Genomic DNA, 21,074 nt, shown 5'->3' on the forward strand with positions numbered 1-21,074 from the left:
AGCACGAACGGGAAGCTGCCATCCTGTTGGTTACTTCGGCTGCATCCGGATCGCGCCGTCCAGCCGCACGTCCTCACCGTTGAAATAGCCGTTGCGCAGCATCTCGACCGCCAGCGCGGCATATTCTTCCGCCATGCCCAGCCGCTTGGGGAACGGCACCATCGCCGACAGCGCCGCCTTCACCTGCGGCTTCGCGCGCGCCAGCAGCGGCGTGTCGAAAATGCCCGGCAGGATCGTGTTGCAGCGGATGCCCTCGGCCGACAGGTCGCGCGCGACGTTCAGCGTCATGCCGATCACGCCCGCCTTGGCGGAGGCATAGGCCACCTGCCCGATCTGCCCTTCCTCGCCCGCGACGCTGGCGGTGTTGACGATCGCCCCGCGATCCCCGTCCTCGGTCGGGTCCAGCGTCATCATCCCGGCAACCGATCCGACGATGCAGCGGAACGATCCGACCAGGTTCAATTCCAGCGTCTTCTGGAAATTCTCGATCGGATAAGGCACGATCGATCCGTCCTCCTTCGACCGCGCCACCGTCTTGTTCGGCCCACCGAAGCCGCCGCCGGCGCAATTCACCAGCGCACGCTCCTGGCCGTTCGCCGCGCGCGCCTTGGCAAAGCCGGCGTCCACCGATGCCTGGTCCATCACATCGACTTCGCAGAACACCGCGCCGATCTCCTCCGCGACGCCCGGGCCGATCTCGGTATTCTTGTCGAACAGCGCGACCTTCACGCCCTGCGCGCGCAGCGCCTTGGCGGTGGCCAGCCCCAGTCCCGAGGCCCCCCCGGTGATGACGGCAGCAATATCCGGTCCGAGCTTCACGCCCCTCTCCCCTAAACTCCTGGCGGCGGCCCCATTGGCCGTCCGCGATTGCAGGATAACTTTAGTTATGTAGAGTGCGCCGTCAACAAGCATCGCAACAAGCATGAGTGGGAGAGGCATCGTGGAATATGAGATGATCTCGGTCGAGCGCCGGGGCGAAGTCGACTGGGTGACGATGAACCGCCCGCACGTCCTGAACGCGCTCAACGATCGCCATGTCGAGGAACTGAACCATTATTTCGGCGCGCTCCACAAGGATCGCGACTGCCGCGTCGTCGTGCTGAAGGGCGCCGGCCGCGCCTATTGCGCCGGCCTCGATCTGCAGGAGGGCGGCCGTTCCGAATTCGACACGATCGACCGCCTCGCGCACCAGCGCTCGATCGCCGAGATCGTGATGAAGATGCGCTATTGCCCGCAACCGATCATCAGCCTCGTCCACGGCCCCGCGTGCGGCGGCGGCTTCGCCATGGCGCTCGCGTCGGACATCCGCATCGCCGGCGAATCCGTCCGCATGAACGCCGCCTTCATCCGCATCGGCCTTTCCGCCTGCGACATCGGCGTCAGCTACTTCCTCCCACGTCTGGTCGGCGCGAGCGTGGCGGCCGAATTCATGCTTACCGGCAATTTCATCACCGCCGATCGCGCGCTTGCCACTGGCCTCGTCAGCCGCGTCGTGCCCGATGATCAGATGGAGGAAGCCGCCGCGCCGCTGATCGAACAGATGCTCACCACCTCGCCGATGGGCCTCAGGCTCACCAAGGAGTGCCTGCGCATGTCGATTGACGCGCCCAGCCTCGAGGCAGCGGTGGCGATGGAGGACCGCAACCAGATCCTGTGCGCGACCTCCCCCGATTTCGGCGAAGGGATCAAGGCGTTCTTCGAGAAGCGCCGCCCGGATTATACCAAGAAGAAGGAGCAGGCTGCATGAGCGCCAATAACGAGCGGGGATTGGAAGGACGCGTTGCACTGGTAACCGGCGGGGGCCGCGGCATCGGGCGCGAGATCGCGCTGCGACTGGCGCGCGACGGCGCCGACGTCGCGGTGAACTACCGCCGCGACGCCGAGGCCGCCGAAGAAGTCGTGCGCGAGATCGAGGGCCTCGGCCGCCGCGCCAAGGCCTATGCCGGCTCGGTCGACCGTTTCGAGGATTGCGAGAAGCTGGTCGACGCGGTCGTCGCCGACTTCGGCGGGATCGACATTCTCGTCAACAACGCCGGCATCGCCAGCCGTGGGCAGAGCGTCGCCGATACCGACCCGGCCGAGTTCGAGCGTGTCATGCGCACCCACTGCTTCGCGCCGCACTACATGTCGAAGCTCGTCCTCCCCTCGATGCGTGAACGCGCCAAAGAAAAGGGTCGCGGCGACATCATCATGATTTCCAGCGTTGCGACGCTCTATCATGCCCCCAATGGTGCGCCCTATTCGATGGGCAAGGCCGCGGCCGAGGCGCTCGCGCTGGTGCTGTCGAAGGAGGAGCGCGGCAACAACATCCGCACCAACATCGTCGCCCCGGGCCTCACCGTCACTGACATGGGCGAACGGCTGGCGAAGGCGACCCGCGGCGTCGCGGACATCCACGATCTCGCCGCGCAATCGCCCTTCGGCCGCGTCTCCACCCCGGCGGATGTCGCCGCGGCGGTCGCCTATTTCGTCTCGGCCGATGGCGAATATGCCAACGGGCAGAAGATCAACCTCCACGGCGGCGGCTGATCGGACACGCCATGCCGGGCCCCGCCCGGCATGGCCGTCATTCGGCGCGCAGGCGCCGCTCTTCCTCATAGATATAGTCGCGCGTCACCGGCACGGAGAATCGCCCGCGCGTCAGCTGCACCTGGTAATTGCACAGGCCGCCATGCCGGAACGCCGCCGCCGCCCCGGCGAGGTAGAAGGTCCACATGCGGAAGAACTTCTCGTCGTACAGCGCGACGATCTCGTCCTTCGCCGTCACCGTGCGATCGTACCAATGGTCCAGCGTCCAGGAATAATGGACGCGCAGCACCTCGATATCGGTCGGGAACAGCCGCATCCCCTCGTAACCGCGAACGATCTCGCTCAGCGCCGGGTTGTAGCCGCCGGGGAAGATGTATTTCAGCGTGAACTGGTCGGTCACGCCCGGGCCGCCCAGCCGCCCGATCGTGTGCATCAGCATCACGCCATCCTCGGTCAGCAGCTCGCGGCACTTCCCGAAGAAGGCGCGATAATGTTTCACGCCGACATGCTCGAACATGCCGACCGACACGATCCGGTCGAACTGCCCGGTCACGTGGCGATAATCGATCAGCTCGAACCGCACCTTGTCGGCGACGCCCGCTTCCTCGGCGCGGCGGCGCGCGACCTTCAGCTGTTCCTCGGACAGCGTCACCCCCAGCACCTCTGCGCCGGTCTTCTGGTGCAGGTACAGCGCCATCCCGCCCCAGCCGCAGCCGATGTCGAGCACGCGCATCCCCGGCTTCAGCGCCAGCTTGGCGGCGATATGCGCCTTCTTGTCGGCCTGCGCCTGCTCCAGGCTGTTCGCCGGATCGGTGAAATAGGCACAGCTGTACTGCCGGTCGGCGTCGAGGAAGAGGTCGTAGAGGCGATCCGACAGGTCGTAATGATGCGCCACGTTGCGCTTGGACGCGCGCTCCATGTTGATCCGGCCGAAGCGATGCGCCGCCGCCGCGACGGCGCGGCGCAGCGGGCTCGCCGCCAGCGCCGACCGCCCGTCCTCCCACGGATCGTTGGAGGTCAGCAGCTCGACCAGCGCGCGAATGTCGCCCTGCTCGATCACCAGCCGGCCATCCATGAACGCCTCCGCCGCGCCCAGCCCGGGGTCGGACACGATCGAGCGGCCGACATTCTTGTCGGTGAAGCGGATCACCACATCGGGGAAGCCGGCTTCGGACGTGCCGAAGGTCTTGGTCGCGACATCGGGACGATGGAGGGTCAGGGTACCGCGTGTCACCGCGCGCGAGAGAAACAGATCGATCAGCGCCATGGGCCACCTGCTAGCCGCCTCGTCCGATCGTTACCAGTACGTACCTACCCGTCAGATCCCGGCATACCAGTCATAGTCGACATTATCCTCCCAATAGCCGCCCCTGCCCTTGCCGATCCCGGCCAGGCTGGCGACCGCGGTGGCACGCATCAGATATTTGGCGTGCTTGTAGCCCAGTTGCCGCTCGACCCTGAGGCGGCACGGCGCCCCGTTCATCACCGGTAGGAAGCGGTCGTTCAGCGCCCAGGCCAGGATCGTCTGCGGGTGAAACGCGTCCACCAGATCGATCGACTCATAATAAGGCGCCCCGCCATACATGTCGGCGCAGGTGAACACGATGTAGCGCGCGCCGTCGCGCATCCCCGCCGCCTTCAGCACATCGCCCAGCTTCGGCCCCTGCCATTTGGCAATCGCGCTCCACCCCTCGACGCAATCGTGCCGCGTGATCTGCGCGCGCTGCGGAAAGGCGGCAAGGTCGGTCAGCGCCAGCGACAGCGGCCGCGCTACCAGCCCGTCGACCTGCAGTCGCCAGTCGGCAAACCGGCCCTCGCGCAGCGCATCATATTCGGGCGTTCCAGGGTCACGTGTGCCGTTGGGCCGGAAGAAGGGCGATCTTTGCTCCGGCGTGAACTCGGGCGCCAATGCGTTGCGGTCGACCAGCGCGCGTTGCAGCCCGCGCTGCATATCCTCCCCCATGAACAGGATGCGGCGCGCGGCGGGATGCTCGAGCACCCTGTCGCACCCCGCCAGCATCGCCGCGCCGCCAGCCACGCCGCCGGCGATCAGGCCGCGTCGTCCGACGATCATGGCCGCAGCTCCTCGGGCACCCGCCACCAGCCGGTGATCATCGCGCGCACCTCGTTGACCGGCCCGGCAAGGATCACCAGCGCCAGATGGCCGACGATGAACACGCTCAGCCCCACCATGCACAGGAAATGGATCGACCGCGCCGATTGCCGCCCGCCGAACAGGTCGAGCATCCAGGGGAAGCCGGCGTTCATCATCGGCGACAGCGCAATCCCGCTAAAAATCACCAGCGGCAACAGCACGAACACGACCGTCACGTACGACAGCTTCTGGAAGATATTGTACGCGGTCGGATCGGCCGGATCATGGAAACGCAGCGCCAGATGCTCGCGCACGTCCGCGGCCAGGTTGTGCGGCGACAAGTCGCGCCGCCGCACCCGCAGGTCCCGGGCGAAATGCCGGTTCAGCAGGCTGACGATCATATAGGCCAGCAGGCCAAAGCCCAGCACCAGCGCAAAGAACAGATGCCAGCGCCGCGACAGCGCCAGATTGTAGTTCGCCGGGATCGTCAGCCAGGCGGGAAAGCGCGGCAGCTCCAGCCACGCCGCATCGAAGTTCGCGCCATAGCGCCCCCAGTACAATCGCGGATGCGCGTTGGAGATGCCCAGCCCCGATCCGATCAGCACGAAAATCGCAACCGCATTGATCCAATGCCACAATCGGGTGGCGAGACGGTGGCGGAAAACGGCGCGCATCGGCCGCAGGCTACCATCATTCCGCGCGGCGTCCATCCGTGGCCGATTGTCGCCGGAAGGCGGCCGCGCCGCCGCCGAAATCAGCCGTAGGCGCGCCAGAAAAAAACGATCGTCGTCGCGCCCGACAGCAGCAGCGTCCACCACCGGATCACCGCCGCGGGCAGCATCTTGCCGATCACCGCCCCAGCCCAGCCGCCGACCAGCGCCCCGATCAGCATCGGCACCGCGGATCCCCAGTGGATCATCCCAGCCGCGACAAAAACGATCGCCGCCGCGGCATTGGCCACCGCCAGCATCAGCGTGCGCGGCGCGAACATCGCCCGCGGGTCCATCCCGGCGAGCAGGCCATAGGTCGCTGTCATCATCAGCCCGACGCCGCCGCCGAAATAGCCGCCATAAATGCCCAGCAGCGCCTGCGCCGCGATCAGCGTGCGCCCGCCAATTGTCACTCGCTGCGCGAGCCACACGGACGCGCGCTTGCCGATCGCCAGCACGACAAAGGCGTAAAGCACCAGCCACGGCACGATCACGTCGAACGTGGTCGCCGGCGTCAGCACCAGCAACATGCTGCCGACCAGCCCCGCGACGAACGTCACCCAGCCAAGCACGCGCAGGTCGACGCCGCCCAGCGGCGTGCGCTCATGCCGGAACGACCAGCTGCTCATCGCCGCGCCCGGCAGGACAGCAAAATTGGAGGTCGAATTGGCGATGTTCGCCGGCAGCCCGATGGCAAGCAGCGCCGGCATGGTCGCGAACGATCCGCCGCCGGCGAGCGCATTCATGGCGCCGCCCAGGAATCCGGCACCGGTGACAAGGGCAATAATGGCAAGATCAGGCACGCGCGGCTCTTTGCCGCGCATGCCCTGCTTGTCGAGGGGCCGTGTTGCCGCGACGGACCGCGCGGCCCCCCGCGAATCAGATTCGGCTGGTACCCGTATAGGCGAACAGCAGGTCGGCATCCTCCGACGCATGGAGCAGCTCGGGACCCGTCACCATCACGCACTCGCCCGCGCGCCAGGCAACGCCGCCAACCACACCCTCGCCGCGGATCGGCACCAGCCACCCGCTCTTGCCCTCAGGAAGGTCGATCTCGCGCTTGCCGCCGCCCCAGCGTTCCAGCACGAACTTGGGCCCTTCGACCAGGATCGTTCGCCCCGGCGCAATCTCGCCCGGCCGCGGCGGCGCGACATAGGGCTGCAGGTCGGCGACCGCGATGCCGTCATCCAGATGCAATTCACGCGGTCGGCCATAATCGTACAGGCGATAGGTCGTGTCGGAATTCTGCTGCACCTCGATCAGCGTCAGTCCAGCGCCGATCGCGTGGACCACGCCGGAATGCGAGTAATAGAAGTCGCCCGCCTTCACCGGCTTCCAGTCGAGCTTGTCCTCGATCGACCCGTCCAGCGCGCTCTGGCGCAATTCGTCCGCGGTCATCGGCTGCTTTGGCCCGATCGCGATCGTCGAATCGGGCTCGGCATCCAGGATCAGCCAGCATTCGTCCTTGCCGCGCGGCAGGCCGCGCTTCTGCGCCTCCTCGTCCGACGGGTGATCCTGCACCGACAGCTTCTCGCTGGTGAACAGATATTTGATCAGCAATTCCGGCTCTTCGGGATGCGGCGACTGGAACCACACCTCACCGATCGGTTCCCCCCCGGGGGCCGGATCGGGAAATCCCGGGTACAGCCTATGCCGCCCCCACGGCTTCTCGACCCGCTTGGTGGCCAGCAAGGTTGCAGTCATATGAGGTCCCATAATGATAAGGCTTAGTCCTATCCGCCGAACGCCGCCGCCCTCAATGCGTTTCATTCACGACGTTTCAGCATTGTTCGCGTGCGCGGCCCTGCGCTAAAGGCCACAACGATGCGTAAACTCCCGTCCCGTCCGCTCGTCGCCCTGCTCCTTGCGGCGATGGCACTGCCGATCGCAGGTTGTGCGCGTAATCGCGCCGCCGGCGATCTCCCGTACGTCGCGCGCGACGTGGGCACCTTGTACACCGCGGCCCGGCAGAAGCTGGACCAGGGCCAGTACAAATTGGCGGCGGCGCTGTTCGACGAGGTGGAGCGCCAGCACCCTTATTCGGTCTGGGCCCGCCGGGCGCAGCTGATGGGCGCGTTCAGCAACTATCTGGCGAAAAATTATACGGAGGCGATCCAGGGCGCACAGCGCTTCCTGTCGGTCCACCCGGGCAATCGCGACGCTCCCTACGCTTATTACCTCATCGCGATCAGCTATTATGAGCAGATCAACGACGTCACGCGCGATCAGAAGATCACCGCGCAGGCACAGGATGCGCTGGGCGAGCTCACCCGCCGCTATCCCAACAGCCGCTATGCCGCGGACGCCCGGCTGAAAATGGATCTCGTGCGCGATCACCTCGCCGGCAAGGAAATGGAGATCGGCCGTTTCTACGAACGGCGTGGCCAGTGGCTGGCGGCAACGCTGCGCTTCCGCAAGGTGATCGACGATTATCAGACCACCACCCACACGCCGGAGGCGCTGATGCGCCTGACCGAGACCTATCTGGCGCTCGGCGTGCGCGAGGAGGCAAAGCGCGCCGCGGCGGTGCTCGGCGCCAACTATCCCGAAACCTGGTGGTACAAGCGCGCCTACGATCTGCTGGGCGAGAACCCGACCACGCCGATTCGTCCGCTCGCCCCGGGCGAGCAGATCATTCCCCAGGCGACCGTCCCCGCGCCCGAGGCGCCGATCCGCAAGGAGGTGGAGGTGCTGCCGGTCGAGGAAACGCCCACGCCGCGTGCCGAGGCGCCGGGCGCCCCGACGCCGGCAACCACCAGCGGCGGCGCCGGCGCGACGCCGGGTGGCAACGCCCCGTCCACCGCGACGCCGACCGGCGTGCAGCCGGGCACGCCCCCCGCTCCAGCGGACGTCCCGCCGCCGCAGGACCAGTGAGCGCAGCACCGCTGATGCACCGCCCGGCCGTTCGGGCGTTGGGCCCTTCATGCTGACGGCGCTCTCGATTCGCGATGTGGTCCTGATCGAGGCGCTTGACCTCGATTTCGGCCCCGGGCTTGGCGTGCTCACCGGTGAAACCGGCGCGGGCAAGTCGATCCTGCTCGACGCGCTCGGCCTGGCGCTCGGCGCACGCGGCGACAGCGGACTCGTGCGGCACGGCGCGGCGCAGGCCAGCGTCACCGCCACCTTCGATCCGCCCGCCGGCATCGCCGCGCTGCTCGACGACAACGGGCTTGAGGCGGAGGATAGCGAACCGCTGATCATCCGCCGGGTGGTGAAGGCGGACGGCGGCAGCCGCGGGTTCGTCAACAATCAGCCCGCCTCGGCTGCGCTCCTGCGCGAACTCGGCAGCCGGCTAGTCGAGATCCACGGCCAGCACGACGATCGCGGCCTGCTCAACCCGCGCGGCCACCGTGCGCTTCTCGATACCTTCGCGCGACTCGACACCGCAGGCGTCGCTGCCGCCTGGCACGACTGGCGCGCCGCCGAAGCGTCGCTGGCGTCGGCGCGGGACGAAATCGAGACTGCCGCCCGCGATCGCGAGTGGCTCGACCACGCCGTCACCGAACTCGATTCGCTCGCGCCCGAGCCCGGCGAGGAGGAAACGCTCGCCGAGCGCCGGCGCATCATGCAACGGTCGGAAAAGATCGCCGAGGATCTGAACGCGCTCGTCGACGCGCTCGACGGCTCGGACGGCGCACTGGCCAGGATGCGCCAGGCAGCGCGCATCCTCGACCGAATCGCCCCCGACCATCCGGCGCTGACCGAGGCGCTGGCCGCGCTCGACCGTGCGATGGTGGAAACGGGCAACGCCGGCGATCAGGTGAGCGAGGCCAGCCGCGCGCTGGCGTTCGACCCCCGCGACCTCGAACAGGACGAGGCGCGGCTGTTCGACCTGCGCGGCATGGCCCGCAAGCACCGCGTACAGCCCGATGATCTCGCCGCTTTGGCCGATGAATTGCGCGAGCGCCGCGACCGGCTCGAGGCGGGTGAGGAAGGCATCGCCGCACTGGAGCAGCGCGCGCGGGCGGCGCGCGACCTCTATCTCGCCGCCGCCGCGTCCCTGTCCACGGCACGCGCGGCCGCCGCCGAGCGGCTCGACGTCGCGGTCGCTGGCGAGCTTCCCCCGCTCAAGCTCGATGCCGCGCGTTTCCGCACCACCATCGCGCCGCTGCCCGAGGATCTCTGGGGCCCGGCCGGCCAGGATCGGGTCGAGTTCGAGATCGCGACCAATCCCGGCGCGCCCTTCGGCGCACTGATCAAGATCGCGTCCGGCGGCGAACTGTCACGCTTCATCCTCGCGCTGAAGGTCGCGCTCGCGGAAGAAGGCGGCGCGGCAACGATGATCTTTGACGAAATCGATCGCGGCGTCGGTGGCGCGGTCGCCTCGGCGATCGGGGAGCGGCTGCATCGCCTCGCCACGCAGGCGCAGCTGCTGGTGGTCACCCACTCGCCACAGGTCGCCGCCCGCGGTGCCGCGCATCTGCTGATCGCCAAGCGCAATGACGGCATCGTCACGCGCACCGGCGTGCGTCAGCTCGACAATTCGGAACGGCGCGAGGAAATCGCCCGGATGCTGTCCGGCGCGACGATCACCGACGAGGCCCGGGCGCAGGCCGACCGCCTCATCGAAACAGCCTGATCGGAAACGCCTAAGGTCGGCACCGGGGCTCATCACCCCGGCACCATTCTCGCTCGCTGCTCAGACCCGCATCGGCATCAGCACGTACAACGCCGGCGCCTTGTCATTCTCGCGGATCAGCGTCGGCGCCGCCGCATCGGCCAGGTGCACCTCGACCACGTCGCCATCGATCTGGCCCAGGATGTCCATCAGATACCGGCTGTTGAAGCCGATCTCGAACGGTGCGGCGACATATTCGCCGGGCACTTCCTCGGCTGCGGTGCCATTCTCCGGGCTCGTCACCGACAGCGTGATCTTGTCGCGATCCAGCGCCATCTTCACCGCGCGGGTCTTCTCGGTGGCGATGGTCGACACGCGATCCACGCCCTCCATGAACGCCGACGGGTCGAGCTTCAGGATCTTGTCGTTGCCGGTCGGGATGACGCGGCTGTAATCCGGGAAGGTACCATCGATCAGCTTGGACGTCAGGATCGCCTGACCCAGGTCGAACCGGATCTTGGTGCCGCTCAGCGACACGCCGACCGAACCGTCCACCTCATCGAGCAGCTTGCGCAACTCCGCCACGCACTTCCGCGGCACGATCACATCCGGCATGTTCTCCGCGCCTTCGGGCCGCGGCAACGTGACGCGCGCCAGGCGATGGCCATCGGTCGCGGCAGCCTTCAGCACCGGCTGCGATCCGCCATCCTCCGACACGTGGAGGAAGATGCCGTTCAGATAATAACGCGTTTCCTCGGTCGAGATCGCAAATCGCGTCTTGTCGATGATCTGCTTCAGCGCCTCAGCCGGCATCTCGAACTGGGTCGGCAGCTCGCCCTCGGCGATCACCGGAAAATCGTCCCGCGGCAGCGTCGCGAGCGAGAATCGCGCCCGCCCGGCGACGATCGTCATCCGGCCGTCGGCGGCGCTCAGCGACACCTGCGCGCCCTCGGGCAGCTTGCGCGCAATGTCGAACAGCGTGTGCGCCGACACGGTGGTCGCGCCCGGCTGTTCCACGGATGCCGCGACACTCTCGTTGATCTGCAGGTCGAGGTCGGTCGCCATCAGGCGCAGCGCACCCTCGGCCGTCGCTTCGATCAGCACGTTGGACAGAATCGGAATGGTGTTGCGGCGTTCCACCACGGACTGGACATGGCTCAGCCCCTTCAGGAGCGTTGCGCGTTCGATCGTCGCCTTCATCACTTCATCCCCCGGCCCGCCGGATTCGACCAGGGGCAACTCGCCCGTTTCCTAGCCAAACAGAAAGGGCCGGAGCAAGCGCCCCGGCCCTCTTTTCGGTGGATTGTTCACATCCACCGCCTGTCGGGCGCGGCCAACGGCCGCGCCCGTCCGCATCAGAAGCGGAAGCCGAGGCCGGCCGCCACCTGGTGACGGTCGGTGTCAACGCCGAACGTGCCGGTCGTCGCGCCGTTCGGGTAACGCAGCTTCGCCTCGCCGTAGTTCGAGTAGCGATACTCGAGCTTGGCGTAGGTGTTCGGCGAGAGCGACTGCTCGACACCGGCACCCAGACGGAAACCGTCGAGGTTGAAGTTGCGGCCGGTCACCGTCGTGGTGTCGTCGCGGGTCAGGTCGAGGCGGGCGTTGGTGTAGCCGACCTTGCCGTAGATCAGCGTGGTCGGGGCGGCGATCACGCCGATACGGCCACCGATGTACAGGTCACGGCCAGCCTTCACGCGGCCATAGCCGAAATCGTTCGGGTTGCGCGGATCGTTGGTCACCTTGCCGGTCGAACCGGTGATTTCGGCCTCGGCGCCAACCACCAGGTTGTTGAACGCCACGTCATAGCCGATGTCGCCACCGTACAGGAAACCGTCGCTGCCCTGATCGCCACGGATCAGAGAATCCTGCGTGTCGCCGGGGCGCAGCGCGTCATAGCCCAGGATCACGCCGGCGCGCGGGCCGGTGAACGGGCCGGCGTCCTGCGCAGCAGCCGGAACAGCAACGGCAGCGGTGGTGGCGGCGAGCGTCGCCAGGATAAGCTTACGCATAAACAACTCCATTTGCGTTTCCGTCCCACAAGCGTGGGCGGGTGACGGTCAAATGATGAATTTCGCGGGCCGTTGCATGAACCTCAGATAAACAAGGATTTTCGTTGTTTTTGCGCCACAGGGGCTTGAACAACGATCCTGCCGACCTATCCGGACAAGCCATTTGTTTCGTTGGAACCTCGCTCGGACACGCGACGTCTTGACGACCGGTTTGACTGTTTTCGCGCGCGCCCGATCGGCAAAAATCGTTGCTTTCGCGTCCCGTCCGACCAAAAGCAGCGCCATGGCAATCGATCCCACCCAGCGGCGTGGCCGCGATTTCGTCGCCCGTCACGGCGAAACCGTCTTCAACGCCGCGCGCCGGCTGCAGGGGGATGCCCCGCACACCCCCCTCACCCGCGCCGGCTTCGCTCAGGCGGAGGAGATGGGCCGCGCGCTGCGTGCGCATCTCGGCGCCAGGCCGAAGCTGACCATGTGGGCCTCCTCGACGGGTCGCGCGCTGCAGACGCTGGCGATCATTGCCGAGCATCTCGAACTCGACTGGCACGATGCGCGCCACGACGACCGGCTGATCGAAATCGGCATGGGCGCATGGGGTGGCCGTTATTACGCCGATGTCGTCGATGAAGTCGGCCCGGTAATCGACGAACGTGGGCTGCTGCGCTGCGCCCCCGACGGCGAGCGCTATGAGGCGATTGCGACGCGGGTCGGCGGCTGGCTCGCCGATACCGCTGACGACGATGGCGATCGGCTGGTCATCATGCATGGAATCTCCAGCCGCGTGATGCGCGGGGTGATGACGGGTGCGCCGATCGATCCGTGCGGCGCGCCGGTGCTGCCCGGCCACCCACAGGGCACGGTGACGATGATCGAGCGCGGCCGCGAGACGGTGGTGCATCTGGGCACCGGCCACGCCCCGGCCTGATCCTGGCCGCGTGGTCCTGTGAGCATGATCCTCGTCGCCGCGCTCCTGCTCGCCGGGGAGCCGACGGCGATCGGCGTGTACGACGCGTGGGGCGCGTTTCGCACCGGGTCGCCGCCGCGCTGTTACGCGATCACCTCTCCCGTGCGCTCGGGCAGCGGCGCTTTCGCCAGCATCGCCGCGCGCTTCGGCACCAGCCGCCGCCCCGCGCTCTACGTCCGCCTGTCGCGCCCGCGCGATGCGGCAGCGCCGGTCACGCTGGCGATCGGTGAGCGGCGCTTCGTGCTGACCGGCAACGATCGCTCTGTGTGGTCGCCCGACGCCGCCACCGACCGCGCGATCGTCGCGGCGATGCGCGGCGCGCGCAGCATGAGCGTCTCGACGCTCAACCGCGCCGGCCGCCCCTTTGCCGACAGCTATGCGCTGGGCGGCGCCGCTACCGCCATCGACGCCGCGACGCTGGGCTGCGCCGGCTAGGCGCCGCTGTCCGGCGGCCGTGCTGGAAATTCCCCCTGTCCTGCGCTATATGCGCGCGATGCAGACAGTGTCGGCCGCGCCCATGCCCATCCCGGGGCACTTCGATCCCGTGCCCGTTGCCCGTGCGGTCACCCCGCGCGCCGATGGCCGCATTGACCTTGTCGGGCTGTCCAAGGACGAATTACGCGAAACGCTCGCCGCCGCCGGGCTTGAGCCGCGTCAGGCAAAGCTGCGCGCCAAGCAGATCTGGCACTGGATCTACAATCGCGGCGCGACCGATTTCTCGTCCATGACCGACATCGCCAAGGCGCAGCATCCGTGGCTCACCGAACGCTTCGTCATCGGCCGCCCGCAGGTGGTCGAGGCGCAGGTGTCGTCGGACGGCACGCGCAAGTGGCTGCTGCGTTCGGACGACGGCCAGGATTTCGAAATGGTCTTCATCCCCGATGCGGACCGCGGGACGCTGTGCGTGTCCAGCCAGGTCGGCTGCACGCTCAACTGCACCTTCTGCCACACCGGCACGATGAAGCTCGTGCGCAATCTTACCGCCGGCGAGATCGTCGGTCAGGTCATGCTGGCGCGCGATGGCCTTGGCGAATGGCCCAGCCAGCCGGAAGGCCGCATGCTCACCAACATCGTGATGATGGGCATGGGGGAGCCGCTCTACAATTTCGACAATGTGCGCGACGCGCTCTCGGTGGTGATGGACGGCGACGGCCTTGCCCTGTCTAAGCGTCGTATCACCCTTTCCACCTCGGGCGTCGTGCCGATGATGGCGCGCGCGGGGGCGGAGATTGGCGTCAACCTCGCCGTGTCGCTCCACGCCGTGACGAAACCGGTGCGTGACGAGATCGTGCCGCTCAACCGCAAATACGGCATCGAGGAACTGCTCCAGGCGTGCGCCGACTACCCCGGCGCCAACAATGCCCGCCGCATCACGTTCGAATATGTGATGCTGAAGGACAAGAACGATTCGGACGATGACGCGCGTGAACTGGTGCGCCTGCTGCGCCACTATCGCCTGCCGGCAAAGGTCAATCTGATCCCGTTCAATCCCTGGCCGGGCACCGCCTATGAATGTTCGACGCCGGAGCGGATTCGCGCCTTCTCGAACATCATCTTCGAAGCGGGCATTTCCGCGCCGGTGCGCACCCCGCGCGGCCGCGACATTGACGCCGCCTGCGGCCAGCTCAAGACCGCGGCCGAGCGCAAGAGCCGCGCCCAGCTGGATCGCGAAGCAGCGGCCGAAGCTGCCGCCGCCTGATCCCATCGGCACAAACGCCATGAAGGGGAGGGCATTGCCCTCCCCTTCTTGCGTTCAGTCGCGGCGGTCGCCGCGTGGGCTGAGCTGCCCCGGGGAGATGAAGCCGATCGGCTGGATCGATGCCGCGTCCTGCTTCAGCCGGGACGCGATCTGCTGGTAATCGCGCTCCATCTCGTCGGTAACGCTGGCGCGCGATTCGCCCAGCGCCGCCTCGAAGTCGCCCATGTAGACCTCGCGCGCACCCAGCGACCGGCGAAGCGCGATCAGGCCCGCCCGCCGCACCACGTCGCCAAGGTCAGCGCCGGTGAACCGCTCGGTCCGCCGCGCCACCACGTCGAGATCGACGTCATGCGCCAGCGGCATCTTGGCGGTCTGGATGCCAAGGATCCGCCGCCGCCCGGCCTCGTCCGGCACGCCGACATAGATCAGCTCGTCGAACCGCCCGGGCCGCAGCAGCGCCGGATCGACCAGATTGGGCCGGTTGGTCGCGCCGATCACCACCACCGACTGCAATTCTTCCAGCCCGTCCATCTCGGCGAGGATGGTGTTCACCACCCGCTCGGTCACTTGCGGCTCACCCAGCCCGCCGCCACGCGCGGGCACCAGGCTGTCGAGCTCGTCGATGAAGATCACCGTCGGCGCCACTTGCCGCGCGCGCTGGAACAGGCGGGCGATCTGCTGCTCGCTCTCGCCATACCATTTGCTCAAGAGGTCGCTCGATTTGGTGGCGATGAAATTCGCCTCCGCCTCGCGCGCCACCGCCTTCGCCAGCAGCGTCTTGCCGGTGCCCGGCGGGCCATAGAGCAGGAAGCCCTTGGCCGGCCGGATGCCGAGGCGCCGGAACGCATCCGGGTCCTTCAGCGGCAGCTCGACGCCTTCCTTCAGGCGCATCTGGGCATCGTCCAGCCCGCCGACATCGTCCCAGCGCACCGTGGGCGCCTGCACCATCACTTCGCGCATCGCGCTCGGCTGGACGCGCTTCAGCGCCTCCATGAAATCCTCGCGAGTCACCGCCAGCGTGTCGAGCACCTCGGGCGGGATGGTCCGCTCCTCCAGGTTCAGCCGCGGCATGATCCGGCGCACCGCCTCGATCGCGGCCTCGCGGGTCAGCGCGGCAAGGTCCGCACCGACGAAGCCGAAGGTCGTGCGCGCCAGCTCACCCAGGTCCACCTTGTCGCCCAGCGGCATGCCGCGGGTGTGGATGCCCAGAATCTCGCGCCGCCCGCGCTCGTCCGGCACGCCGACCACGATCTCGCGATCGAACCGCCCCGGCCGACGCAGCGCCTCGTCCAGCGCCTCGGGTCGGTTGGTGGCGGCAATGACGACCAGGTTCGCCCGCGCCTCCAGCCCGTCCATCAGCGTCAGCAACTGCGCGACAACGCGCTTCTCCGCCTCGCCCGATACCTGCCCGCGCTTGGGCGCGATCGAATCGATCTCGTCGATGAACACGATCGACGGCGCTGACTTGGACGCCTCCTCGAACACCTGCCGCAGCCGCCCCTCGCTCTCGCCATAGGCGGAGCCCATGATTTCGGGGCCGTTGATCAGGAAGAATTGCGCGTCGCTCTCGTTGGCGACGGCGCGCGCCAGCCGCGTCTTGCCGGTGCCGGGCGGGCCGTGCAGCAGCACGCCCTTGGGCGGATCGACGCCCAGCCGCTGGAACAGCTCCGGGTAACGCAGCGGCAGCTCCACCATCTCGCGCAGCTGGTCGATCGTCGCCGCCATGCCGCCGATATCGTCATAGGTGACGTCGGCACGCCGCGCCTCGTTCGGCTCCTCATATTCGGGCCGAAGCTCGACCTCGGTATTCTCGTCGATGTGGACGATGCCCTTGGGCGCCGCGGAGACGACGACCAGGCGGATCTCCTGCAGCGCATAGGCCGGCGCGTTGACGAACTGCTGCATGCCCGGCGGCATGTTCGCCACGCGCTGATGCCCTGCGGTCGCCACCACGTCGCCCTGCGCCAGCGGCCTGCCGATGAAGGTGCGCTTCAGCGCCACCGTCGATCCCTGCAGCCGCAAATTCTGCGCCGCCGGCGCGAACACCACCCGCGTCGCGGGGTTCGATTCGGCCTTGCGCACTTCCACGAAATCGCCCGAGCCGACGCCGGCATTGGCGCGCTGCAGGCCGTCGATCCGGACGATCGCCAGCCCCTCGTCCTCAGAATAGGGCCCAACCGCGCGCGCCGGAGTCGTTTTCTTGCCGACGATCTCGATCACATCGCCTTCCGTCAGGCCCAGCGATGCCATGAACGCACGCGGCAGGTGGGCGATGCCCCGGCCGCTGTCCTCCGGTCTCGAATTCGCGACCTGCAGCTTTTGCGCCTGTGTCTCGACGTCCGCCAATGCACTTCTCCTCCGGGCTAGGCGACGATAGATATGGAAGCGCGCCCGCGTTTTTAGAGGGGTGCCACCCGTGATCGTAACGCTTCGGGTCCGACGACGTGCCCGCGCGCGCGCGACAGGCACAAAAAAAGGGCCGGTCCGAAGACCAGCCCATGAAAGTTTTTAGGAGAGGATGCCTGAAAGGCCCGCCCTAATTGCCGTCGGGGTGTCTTTTGTGCAAGTGCGAAGAAACGAATGATGAATGCAAAACCTGCAATCGTCACTCGTGCCGCTTGTTCCGGCACCGGGCCGGTCTCATGATGGCCGGATATAGGGGAATGATCAGTCCATGCGCCGTTTGCCGCCGCTGACTGCGATCGAGGCCTTTGTGGCCGTGGCACGGCTGGGCTCGATCAAGGCCGCCGCGCAGGAACTGGCGCTGTCCAATCCTGCCTTGAGCCGCCGGATCCAGACGCTCGAACGCTTCCTTGGCCGCCCCCTGTTCGACCGGCGGCATCAGGCGATGGTGTTGAACGGCGATGGCGAACGGCTGCTGGCGCAGATCGCGCCGCTGCTCGATCAATTGTCCGACGCGGTCGAATCGATGACCAGCGCGGTCGACGTGCTGCGCCTGCGCCTCGGCGTCCTCCCGCTGTTCGCCTCGCAGCGCCTGTTCCCGCGGCTGGGCGAGTTGCGCAGCGCACACCCGGAAATCCATCTCGACATCGATACCGGCGCCCACGGCATCGCCCGGCTCGGCGAGGGGCTCGATGCGGTCATCGCGCTCGCCCGCGACATTGACCCCAGCCTCTATGCCCGCCGGCTCGACCGCAACAGCGTCTATGTCATCGGCAGCCGCACCTTGGTGGATCGCGCCGACCCGATCGTCCGGCCGCAGCAACTCGCGACGCTGACCGCGCTCGTCCATCGCGAGATGCCCGACACCTTCACCGCCTGGCGCCAGGCGGCGGGGCTCCACGATATCGAGCCGCTGGCGGTCGACCATTTCGATTCGGGCGCGCTGATGCTGGAGGCGGCGGCACAGGGGCTCGGCGTCGCCTTCATGCACGAAAGCCATTTTCAGGACGCGGCCGACCCGCGCCTCGTCCGGCTGTTCGATATCGAGGTGGTGAGCCCGTACAGCTATTGGTTCGTCTGCCGCCCGCGGGCGCTGCAGCTCAAACAGGTGCGGATCTTCCGCGACTGGCTCGTGACGACGCTCGCGGCCGAGAACGTCTGACTGTCAGCGGGTATCGGCAGAACACCGGACGGCGCGGGCGGATCTCTCCGCCCGCACCCCGGCGGAACGGTCACGCAGCCACCCGGCGGCGTGACCCGTCGCTTACTCGGCGCGTGCCTTGACGATCTTGCCCGGCTCGCGCGGCGGCTCGCCCTTGGGCAGTGCGTCGATCAGCTCCATGCCGTTCGTCACTTCGCCCCACACGGTGTACTGGCCGTCGAGGAAGCGCGCGTCGTCGAAGCAGATGAAGAACTGCGAATTGGCGCTGTTCGGATCGTTGGTCCGCGCCATCGAGCAGACGCCGCGCACGTGCGGCTCCTTCGAAAACTCCTGCTTCAGGTTCGGCTTGTCCGACCCGTGCATGCCGGTGCCCGTCGGATCACCGCCCTGCGCCATGAAGCCCGGGATCACGCGGTGGAACACGACGCCGTCGTAAAAGCCCTCGTTGGCCAGTTCGGCGATGCGCTTGACGTGCTCGGGCGCCAGATCCGGGCGCAGCTTGATCGTCACGTCGCCGCCATCCAGCGTCAGCGTCAGGGTGTTGTAGGTATCGGCCATCGCAAGCCTCCTTCGGGTTATCCGGAAAGCCGGCGCCCTACCCGTCGGCCCTCCCGAACGCAAACCCGCAGGCGGTTGGCACGCGACTTTCCGCCCGCTAGGAGCCGCACGGATCAACCCGCCGGAGGAGGCCAGCGATGAGCGAAACCGAACTCCGTCATGCCGATCGCGCGGGCGAGGATGAAGGCCAGCTCGACGCGGATGATCGGCTGAAGCCCGATTTTGTCGATGCGGTGCTCGATGCGGTCGAGCGCGGCGATACCGAGGAAGCGCAGCGCCTCGTCGAACCGCTCCACCCCGCCGACATTGCCGACCTGTTCGAGCTGACGCCGGAGGACCGCCGCGCCGCTCTGGCCTCGGCGGTCGCCGACCTGCTCGATGGCGACGTGTTCGCCGAGATGAACGATTACGTCCGCGAACAGCTGATCGACGCGCTCGACGCGCGGCAGGTCGCGGACATCGCGTCCGAACTCGACACCGATGACGCGGTCGCGATCATCGAGGATCTCGACGCCGACGACCAGCGCGAGGTGCTCCGCGCGATGGAGCCCGACGATCGCGCGGCGATCGAGGAGGCGCTGAGCTATCCGGAGGAATCCGCCGGCCGCCTGATGCAGCGCGAGCTGATCGCGGTGCCGGAACATTGGACGGTCGGCGACACGCTCGATTTCCTGCGCGGTGACGAGGAACTCACCACCGACTTCTGGGAAATCTTCGTCGTCGATCCGCAGCACAAGCCGGTCGGCACCTGCGCGCTGTCCTGGATCCTGCGCACGCCGCGCGCGATCGCCATCTCGGACGTCATGGCGCGCGAACAGACGCTGATCCCGGTCGACATGGATCAGGAAGAGGTCGCGCTCCGCTTCCAGAAATACGCGCTGATTTCCGCCGCGGTGGTCGACAATTCCGGCCGCCTGGTCGGCATGATCACCGTCGACGATATCGTCCACATCATTCAGGAAGAGGCCGGCGAGGACGCGCTCTTGCTCTCGGGCGCTGGCGAAGGCGACATCAACGAGCCGGTGTTCGACAGCTACAAGGCGCGCGTCCGCTGGCTGATCGCCAACCTGTTCACCGCGCTCCTCGCCTCGTTCATCATCTCCCGGTTTGAGGGTACGATCGAACGCATGGTCGCGCTCGCCACCTTGATGCCGATCGTCGCTGGCGTCGGCGGCAATGCCGGCACGCAGACGCTGGCCGTCACCGTGCGCGCCATGGCCACCAACCAGCTGACGCAATCCAACACCGCGCGCGCGATCGGCCGCGAGATCCGCGTCGCCCTGCTCAACGGCGCGACCATCGCGCTGGTAATCGGCACCGGCGTCGCGCTGATCTTCGCCAACGTCCTCTTGGGCGGCGTGATTGCCGCGGCGATGATGACCAACATCCTCGTCGCCGGGCTCGCCGGCGTCCTCGTGCCGGTGGTGCTGGAACGGCTGCGCGCCGATCCCGCGGTCGCCTCCTCGGTGTTCGTCACCATGACCACCGATTCGATCGGCTTCCTCGCCTTCCTCGGCCTCGCCAGCGCCTCTGGCCTGGTGGGCTGACACTCCCCACATGGCAGCCTCCCCTGCTGCCGGAGAGCCATGCCGCTTCACATCACGAAAGTCGCTTTCGGCCACACGGCCGTCGAGCATCTCGCCGATCGGCTGCGTGAGCGCGGCGAGGAAGGCCCGCTGTTCCTGACCACGCGCTATCTGCCCAAACGGCATGAGGAGATCGCCGGCCAGGGCTCACTGTTCTGGATCATCAAGCACCAGCTCGTCGCCCGTTCGCCGATCCTCGGCTTCGGCGAGGCGGAGGGCGGCCGCGTCGCGATCCACATCGATCCGGTGCTTCGCATGGTCGCCGCCCGGCCCAAGCGCGCGCACCAGGGCTGGCGCTATCTTGAGGATGCCGATGCGCCCGCCGACCTCGACGGCGACGGCAGCGGCATGGCGACCTTGCCCCCCGCCCTGCTCGGCAAGCTGGCGGAGCTTGGCCTCGTATAAGCGGGCGCGCCGATCAGATCAGCGCGCGCACCGTCTCCATGAACCGCACCAGGCTGATCGGCTTCGACACATAGGCTTCCGCCCCCGCCGCCCGGATCCGCTCCTCGTCGTCGCGCCCGGCATAGGCGGTGACCGCCATCACCGGGATACGCTGCAATTCCTCGTCCGCCTTCAACTCCAGGATCAGTTCATAGCCCGTCACATAGGGCATCTGGATGTCCATGATGATGAGGTCGGGCAGGCAGGCGCGCGCCTGCGCCACCGCCTCGCGTCCGTCGCGCACCGGCTCTGCCTCGAAATCATGCGCCCGCAACAGGTCGCAGAACAGCTTGAGGTTGAGTTCGTTGTCCTCGACAACGAGCACCTTCTTTGCCACGCGCGTTAGATCCCCCGATT

At 67.4% G+C, this 21,074-nt stretch carries 21 protein-coding genes; 10 read left to right on the forward strand and 11 right to left on the reverse strand.

Features of this window, described 5'->3' with window-relative positions:
• Positions 1-30 precede the first annotated feature (30 nt).
• A complete protein-coding gene (locus XM50_RS18585) occupies positions 31-819 on the reverse strand; it encodes an SDR family NAD(P)-dependent oxidoreductase (RefSeq protein ID WP_046411530.1) in 789 nt (262 codons plus the stop codon).
• Positions 820-952: 133 nt separating this feature from the next.
• Between XM50_RS18585 and XM50_RS18590 the strand changes: the two genes are divergently transcribed.
• Positions 953-1,747 carry an enoyl-CoA hydratase/isomerase family protein gene (locus XM50_RS18590; RefSeq protein ID WP_231023644.1) on the forward strand — a complete coding sequence of 265 codons (795 nt, stop codon included), beginning with the start codon at positions 953-955 and terminating at the stop codon, positions 1,745-1,747.
• Entirely contained in the window at positions 1,744-2,529 is a 786-nt protein-coding gene (locus XM50_RS18595) for an SDR family NAD(P)-dependent oxidoreductase (protein WP_046411533.1), read from the forward strand. Before XM50_RS18590 ends, XM50_RS18595 begins: the two co-directional genes overlap by 4 nt.
• A 37-nt stretch (positions 2,530-2,566) precedes the next feature.
• Here the strand turns inward: XM50_RS18595 and XM50_RS18600 are convergent, their stop codons facing one another.
• The 5 genes from XM50_RS18600 to XM50_RS18620 form a co-directional block, all read right to left on the reverse strand.
• Positions 2,567-3,796: an SAM-dependent methyltransferase gene (locus XM50_RS18600; protein WP_046411535.1), complete on the reverse strand. Its 1,230-nt coding sequence runs from the start codon at positions 3,794-3,796 to the stop codon at positions 2,567-2,569.
• Between the two features lie 51 nt (positions 3,797-3,847).
• Positions 3,848-4,603 (reverse strand): molybdopterin-dependent oxidoreductase, encoded by a 756-nt coding sequence (locus XM50_RS18605; protein ID WP_046412014.1) that lies wholly within the window; start codon positions 4,601-4,603, stop codon positions 3,848-3,850.
• The gene (locus tag XM50_RS18610) at positions 4,600-5,298 is read right to left on the reverse strand and encodes a cytochrome b/b6 domain-containing protein (RefSeq protein ID WP_231622024.1); all 699 of its coding nucleotides are present in this window, start codon (positions 5,296-5,298) and stop codon (positions 4,600-4,602) included. The genes XM50_RS18605 and XM50_RS18610 overlap by 4 nt, the downstream gene beginning before the upstream one ends.
• Positions 5,299-5,378: 80 nt before the next feature.
• Positions 5,379-6,137 carry a sulfite exporter TauE/SafE family protein gene (locus XM50_RS18615; RefSeq protein WP_231622025.1) on the reverse strand — a complete coding sequence of 253 codons (759 nt, stop codon included), beginning with the start codon at positions 6,135-6,137 and terminating at the stop codon, positions 5,379-5,381.
• 76 nt (positions 6,138-6,213) lie between these two features.
• Complete coding sequence (locus XM50_RS18620; protein ID WP_046411539.1) at positions 6,214-7,038, reverse strand: class I mannose-6-phosphate isomerase; 825 nt, start codon at positions 7,036-7,038, stop codon at positions 6,214-6,216.
• Between the two features lie 120 nt (positions 7,039-7,158).
• Here XM50_RS18620 and XM50_RS18625 point away from each other — a divergent pair, with 120 nt between their 5' ends.
• Together XM50_RS18625 and recN are read left to right on the forward strand one after the other, a co-directional pair.
• Positions 7,159-8,208 (forward strand): outer membrane protein assembly factor BamD, encoded by a 1,050-nt coding sequence (locus XM50_RS18625; protein WP_046411541.1) that lies wholly within the window; start codon positions 7,159-7,161, stop codon positions 8,206-8,208.
• 49 nt (positions 8,209-8,257) lie between these two features.
• Positions 8,258-9,913, forward strand: a complete 1,656-nt coding sequence (gene recN, locus XM50_RS18630; protein WP_046411542.1) for a DNA repair protein RecN — start codon at positions 8,258-8,260, stop codon at positions 9,911-9,913.
• Between the two features lie 60 nt (positions 9,914-9,973).
• Here recN and dnaN read toward each other — a convergent pair whose 3' ends face one another.
• A complete protein-coding gene (gene dnaN / locus XM50_RS18635) occupies positions 9,974-11,092 on the reverse strand; it encodes a DNA polymerase III subunit beta (RefSeq protein WP_046412016.1) in 1,119 nt (372 codons plus the stop codon).
• A 155-nt stretch (positions 11,093-11,247) separates the two neighbouring features.
• Positions 11,248-11,901: an outer membrane protein gene (locus tag XM50_RS18640; RefSeq protein ID WP_046411544.1), complete on the reverse strand. Its 654-nt coding sequence runs from the start codon at positions 11,899-11,901 to the stop codon at positions 11,248-11,250.
• A 283-nt stretch (positions 11,902-12,184) separates the two neighbouring features.
• Between XM50_RS18640 and XM50_RS18645 the strand changes: the two genes are divergently transcribed.
• From XM50_RS18645 to rlmN, 3 genes are all read left to right on the forward strand, one after another.
• Positions 12,185-12,826, forward strand: coding sequence for a histidine phosphatase family protein (locus tag XM50_RS18645; protein ID WP_046411545.1), 642 nt, complete (start codon positions 12,185-12,187; stop codon positions 12,824-12,826).
• A gap of 24 nt (positions 12,827-12,850) precedes the next feature.
• Positions 12,851-13,300, forward strand: coding sequence for a hypothetical protein (locus XM50_RS18650; protein WP_046411547.1), 450 nt, complete (start codon positions 12,851-12,853; stop codon positions 13,298-13,300).
• Positions 13,301-13,382: 82 nt separating this feature from the next.
• A complete protein-coding gene (gene rlmN / locus XM50_RS18655) occupies positions 13,383-14,564 on the forward strand; it encodes a 23S rRNA (adenine(2503)-C(2))-methyltransferase RlmN (RefSeq protein ID WP_443024685.1) in 1,182 nt (393 codons plus the stop codon).
• Positions 14,565-14,618: 54 nt separating this feature from the next.
• Here rlmN and XM50_RS18660 read toward each other — a convergent pair whose 3' ends face one another.
• The gene (locus tag XM50_RS18660; RefSeq protein WP_046411548.1) at positions 14,619-16,910 is read right to left on the reverse strand and encodes a CDC48 family AAA ATPase; all 2,292 of its coding nucleotides are present in this window, start codon (positions 16,908-16,910) and stop codon (positions 14,619-14,621) included.
• 328 nt (positions 16,911-17,238) lie between these two features.
• Between XM50_RS18660 and XM50_RS18665 the strand changes: the two genes are divergently transcribed.
• Positions 17,239-18,129: a LysR substrate-binding domain-containing protein gene (locus XM50_RS18665; RefSeq protein ID WP_046411550.1), complete on the forward strand. Its 891-nt coding sequence runs from the start codon at positions 17,239-17,241 to the stop codon at positions 18,127-18,129.
• Positions 18,130-18,231: 102 nt separating this feature from the next.
• Here the strand turns inward: XM50_RS18665 and XM50_RS18670 are convergent, their stop codons facing one another.
• On the reverse strand, positions 18,232-18,687 hold the full coding sequence (locus tag XM50_RS18670; RefSeq protein ID WP_046411551.1) for a peptidylprolyl isomerase: 456 nt from the start codon (positions 18,685-18,687) through the stop codon (positions 18,232-18,234).
• A 137-nt stretch (positions 18,688-18,824) separates the two neighbouring features.
• Here XM50_RS18670 and mgtE point away from each other — a divergent pair, with 137 nt between their 5' ends.
• Positions 18,825-20,234 carry a magnesium transporter gene (gene mgtE / locus XM50_RS18675; RefSeq protein ID WP_046411553.1) on the forward strand — a complete coding sequence of 470 codons (1,410 nt, stop codon included), beginning with the start codon at positions 18,825-18,827 and terminating at the stop codon, positions 20,232-20,234.
• Between the two features lie 39 nt (positions 20,235-20,273).
• Positions 20,274-20,678 carry a DUF1489 family protein gene (locus XM50_RS18680; RefSeq protein ID WP_046411555.1) on the forward strand — a complete coding sequence of 135 codons (405 nt, stop codon included), beginning with the start codon at positions 20,274-20,276 and terminating at the stop codon, positions 20,676-20,678.
• A gap of 13 nt (positions 20,679-20,691) precedes the next feature.
• On the opposite strand, the gene XM50_RS18685 is transcribed toward XM50_RS18680, so the two are convergent.
• The gene (locus tag XM50_RS18685) at positions 20,692-21,054 is read right to left on the reverse strand and encodes a response regulator (RefSeq protein ID WP_046411556.1); all 363 of its coding nucleotides are present in this window, start codon (positions 21,052-21,054) and stop codon (positions 20,692-20,694) included.
• Between the last annotated feature and the right edge of the window lie 20 nt (positions 21,055-21,074).

Source organism: Sphingomonas sp. Ag1, from assembly GCF_000980895.1.
Lineage (GTDB): Bacteria > Pseudomonadota > Alphaproteobacteria > Sphingomonadales > Sphingomonadaceae > Sphingomonas > Sphingomonas panaciterrae.

Bases quoted from the DNA above. Each gene is read 5' to 3' on its own strand.
- XM50_RS18620 (WP_046411539.1), bottom strand. From the start codon at position 7,038: ATGACTGCAACCTTGCTGGCCACCAAGCGGGTCGAGAAGCCGTGGGGG.
- XM50_RS18605 (WP_046412014.1), bottom strand. From the start codon at position 4,603: ATGATCGTCGGACGACGCGGCCTGATCGCCGGCGGCGTGGCTGGCGGC.
- XM50_RS18625 (WP_046411541.1), top strand. From the start codon at position 7,159: ATGCGTAAACTCCCGTCCCGTCCGCTCGTCGCCCTGCTCCTTGCGGCG.
- mgtE (WP_046411553.1), top strand. From the start codon at position 18,825: ATGAGCGAAACCGAACTCCGTCATGCCGATCGCGCGGGCGAGGATGAA.
- XM50_RS18640 (WP_046411544.1), bottom strand. From the start codon at position 11,901: ATGCGTAAGCTTATCCTGGCGACGCTCGCCGCCACCACCGCTGCCGTT.
- recN (WP_046411542.1), top strand. From the start codon at position 8,258: ATGCTGACGGCGCTCTCGATTCGCGATGTGGTCCTGATCGAGGCGCTT.
- XM50_RS18595 (WP_046411533.1), top strand. From the start codon at position 1,744: ATGAGCGCCAATAACGAGCGGGGATTGGAAGGACGCGTTGCACTGGTA.
- XM50_RS18670 (WP_046411551.1), bottom strand. From the start codon at position 18,687: ATGGCCGATACCTACAACACCCTGACGCTGACGCTGGATGGCGGCGAC.
- XM50_RS18645 (WP_046411545.1), top strand. From the start codon at position 12,185: ATGGCAATCGATCCCACCCAGCGGCGTGGCCGCGATTTCGTCGCCCGT.
- XM50_RS18600 (WP_046411535.1), bottom strand. From the start codon at position 3,796: ATGGCGCTGATCGATCTGTTTCTCTCGCGCGCGGTGACACGCGGTACC.
- XM50_RS18650 (WP_046411547.1), top strand. From the start codon at position 12,851: ATGATCCTCGTCGCCGCGCTCCTGCTCGCCGGGGAGCCGACGGCGATC.
- XM50_RS18680 (WP_046411555.1), top strand. From the start codon at position 20,274: ATGCCGCTTCACATCACGAAAGTCGCTTTCGGCCACACGGCCGTCGAG.
- rlmN (WP_443024685.1), top strand. From the start codon at position 13,383: ATGCCCATCCCGGGGCACTTCGATCCCGTGCCCGTTGCCCGTGCGGTC.
- XM50_RS18665 (WP_046411550.1), top strand. From the start codon at position 17,239: ATGCGCCGTTTGCCGCCGCTGACTGCGATCGAGGCCTTTGTGGCCGTG.
- XM50_RS18610 (WP_231622024.1), bottom strand. From the start codon at position 5,298: ATGCGCGCCGTTTTCCGCCACCGTCTCGCCACCCGATTGTGGCATTGG.
- dnaN (WP_046412016.1), bottom strand. From the start codon at position 11,092: ATGAAGGCGACGATCGAACGCGCAACGCTCCTGAAGGGGCTGAGCCAT.
- XM50_RS18590 (WP_231023644.1), top strand. From the start codon at position 953: ATGATCTCGGTCGAGCGCCGGGGCGAAGTCGACTGGGTGACGATGAAC.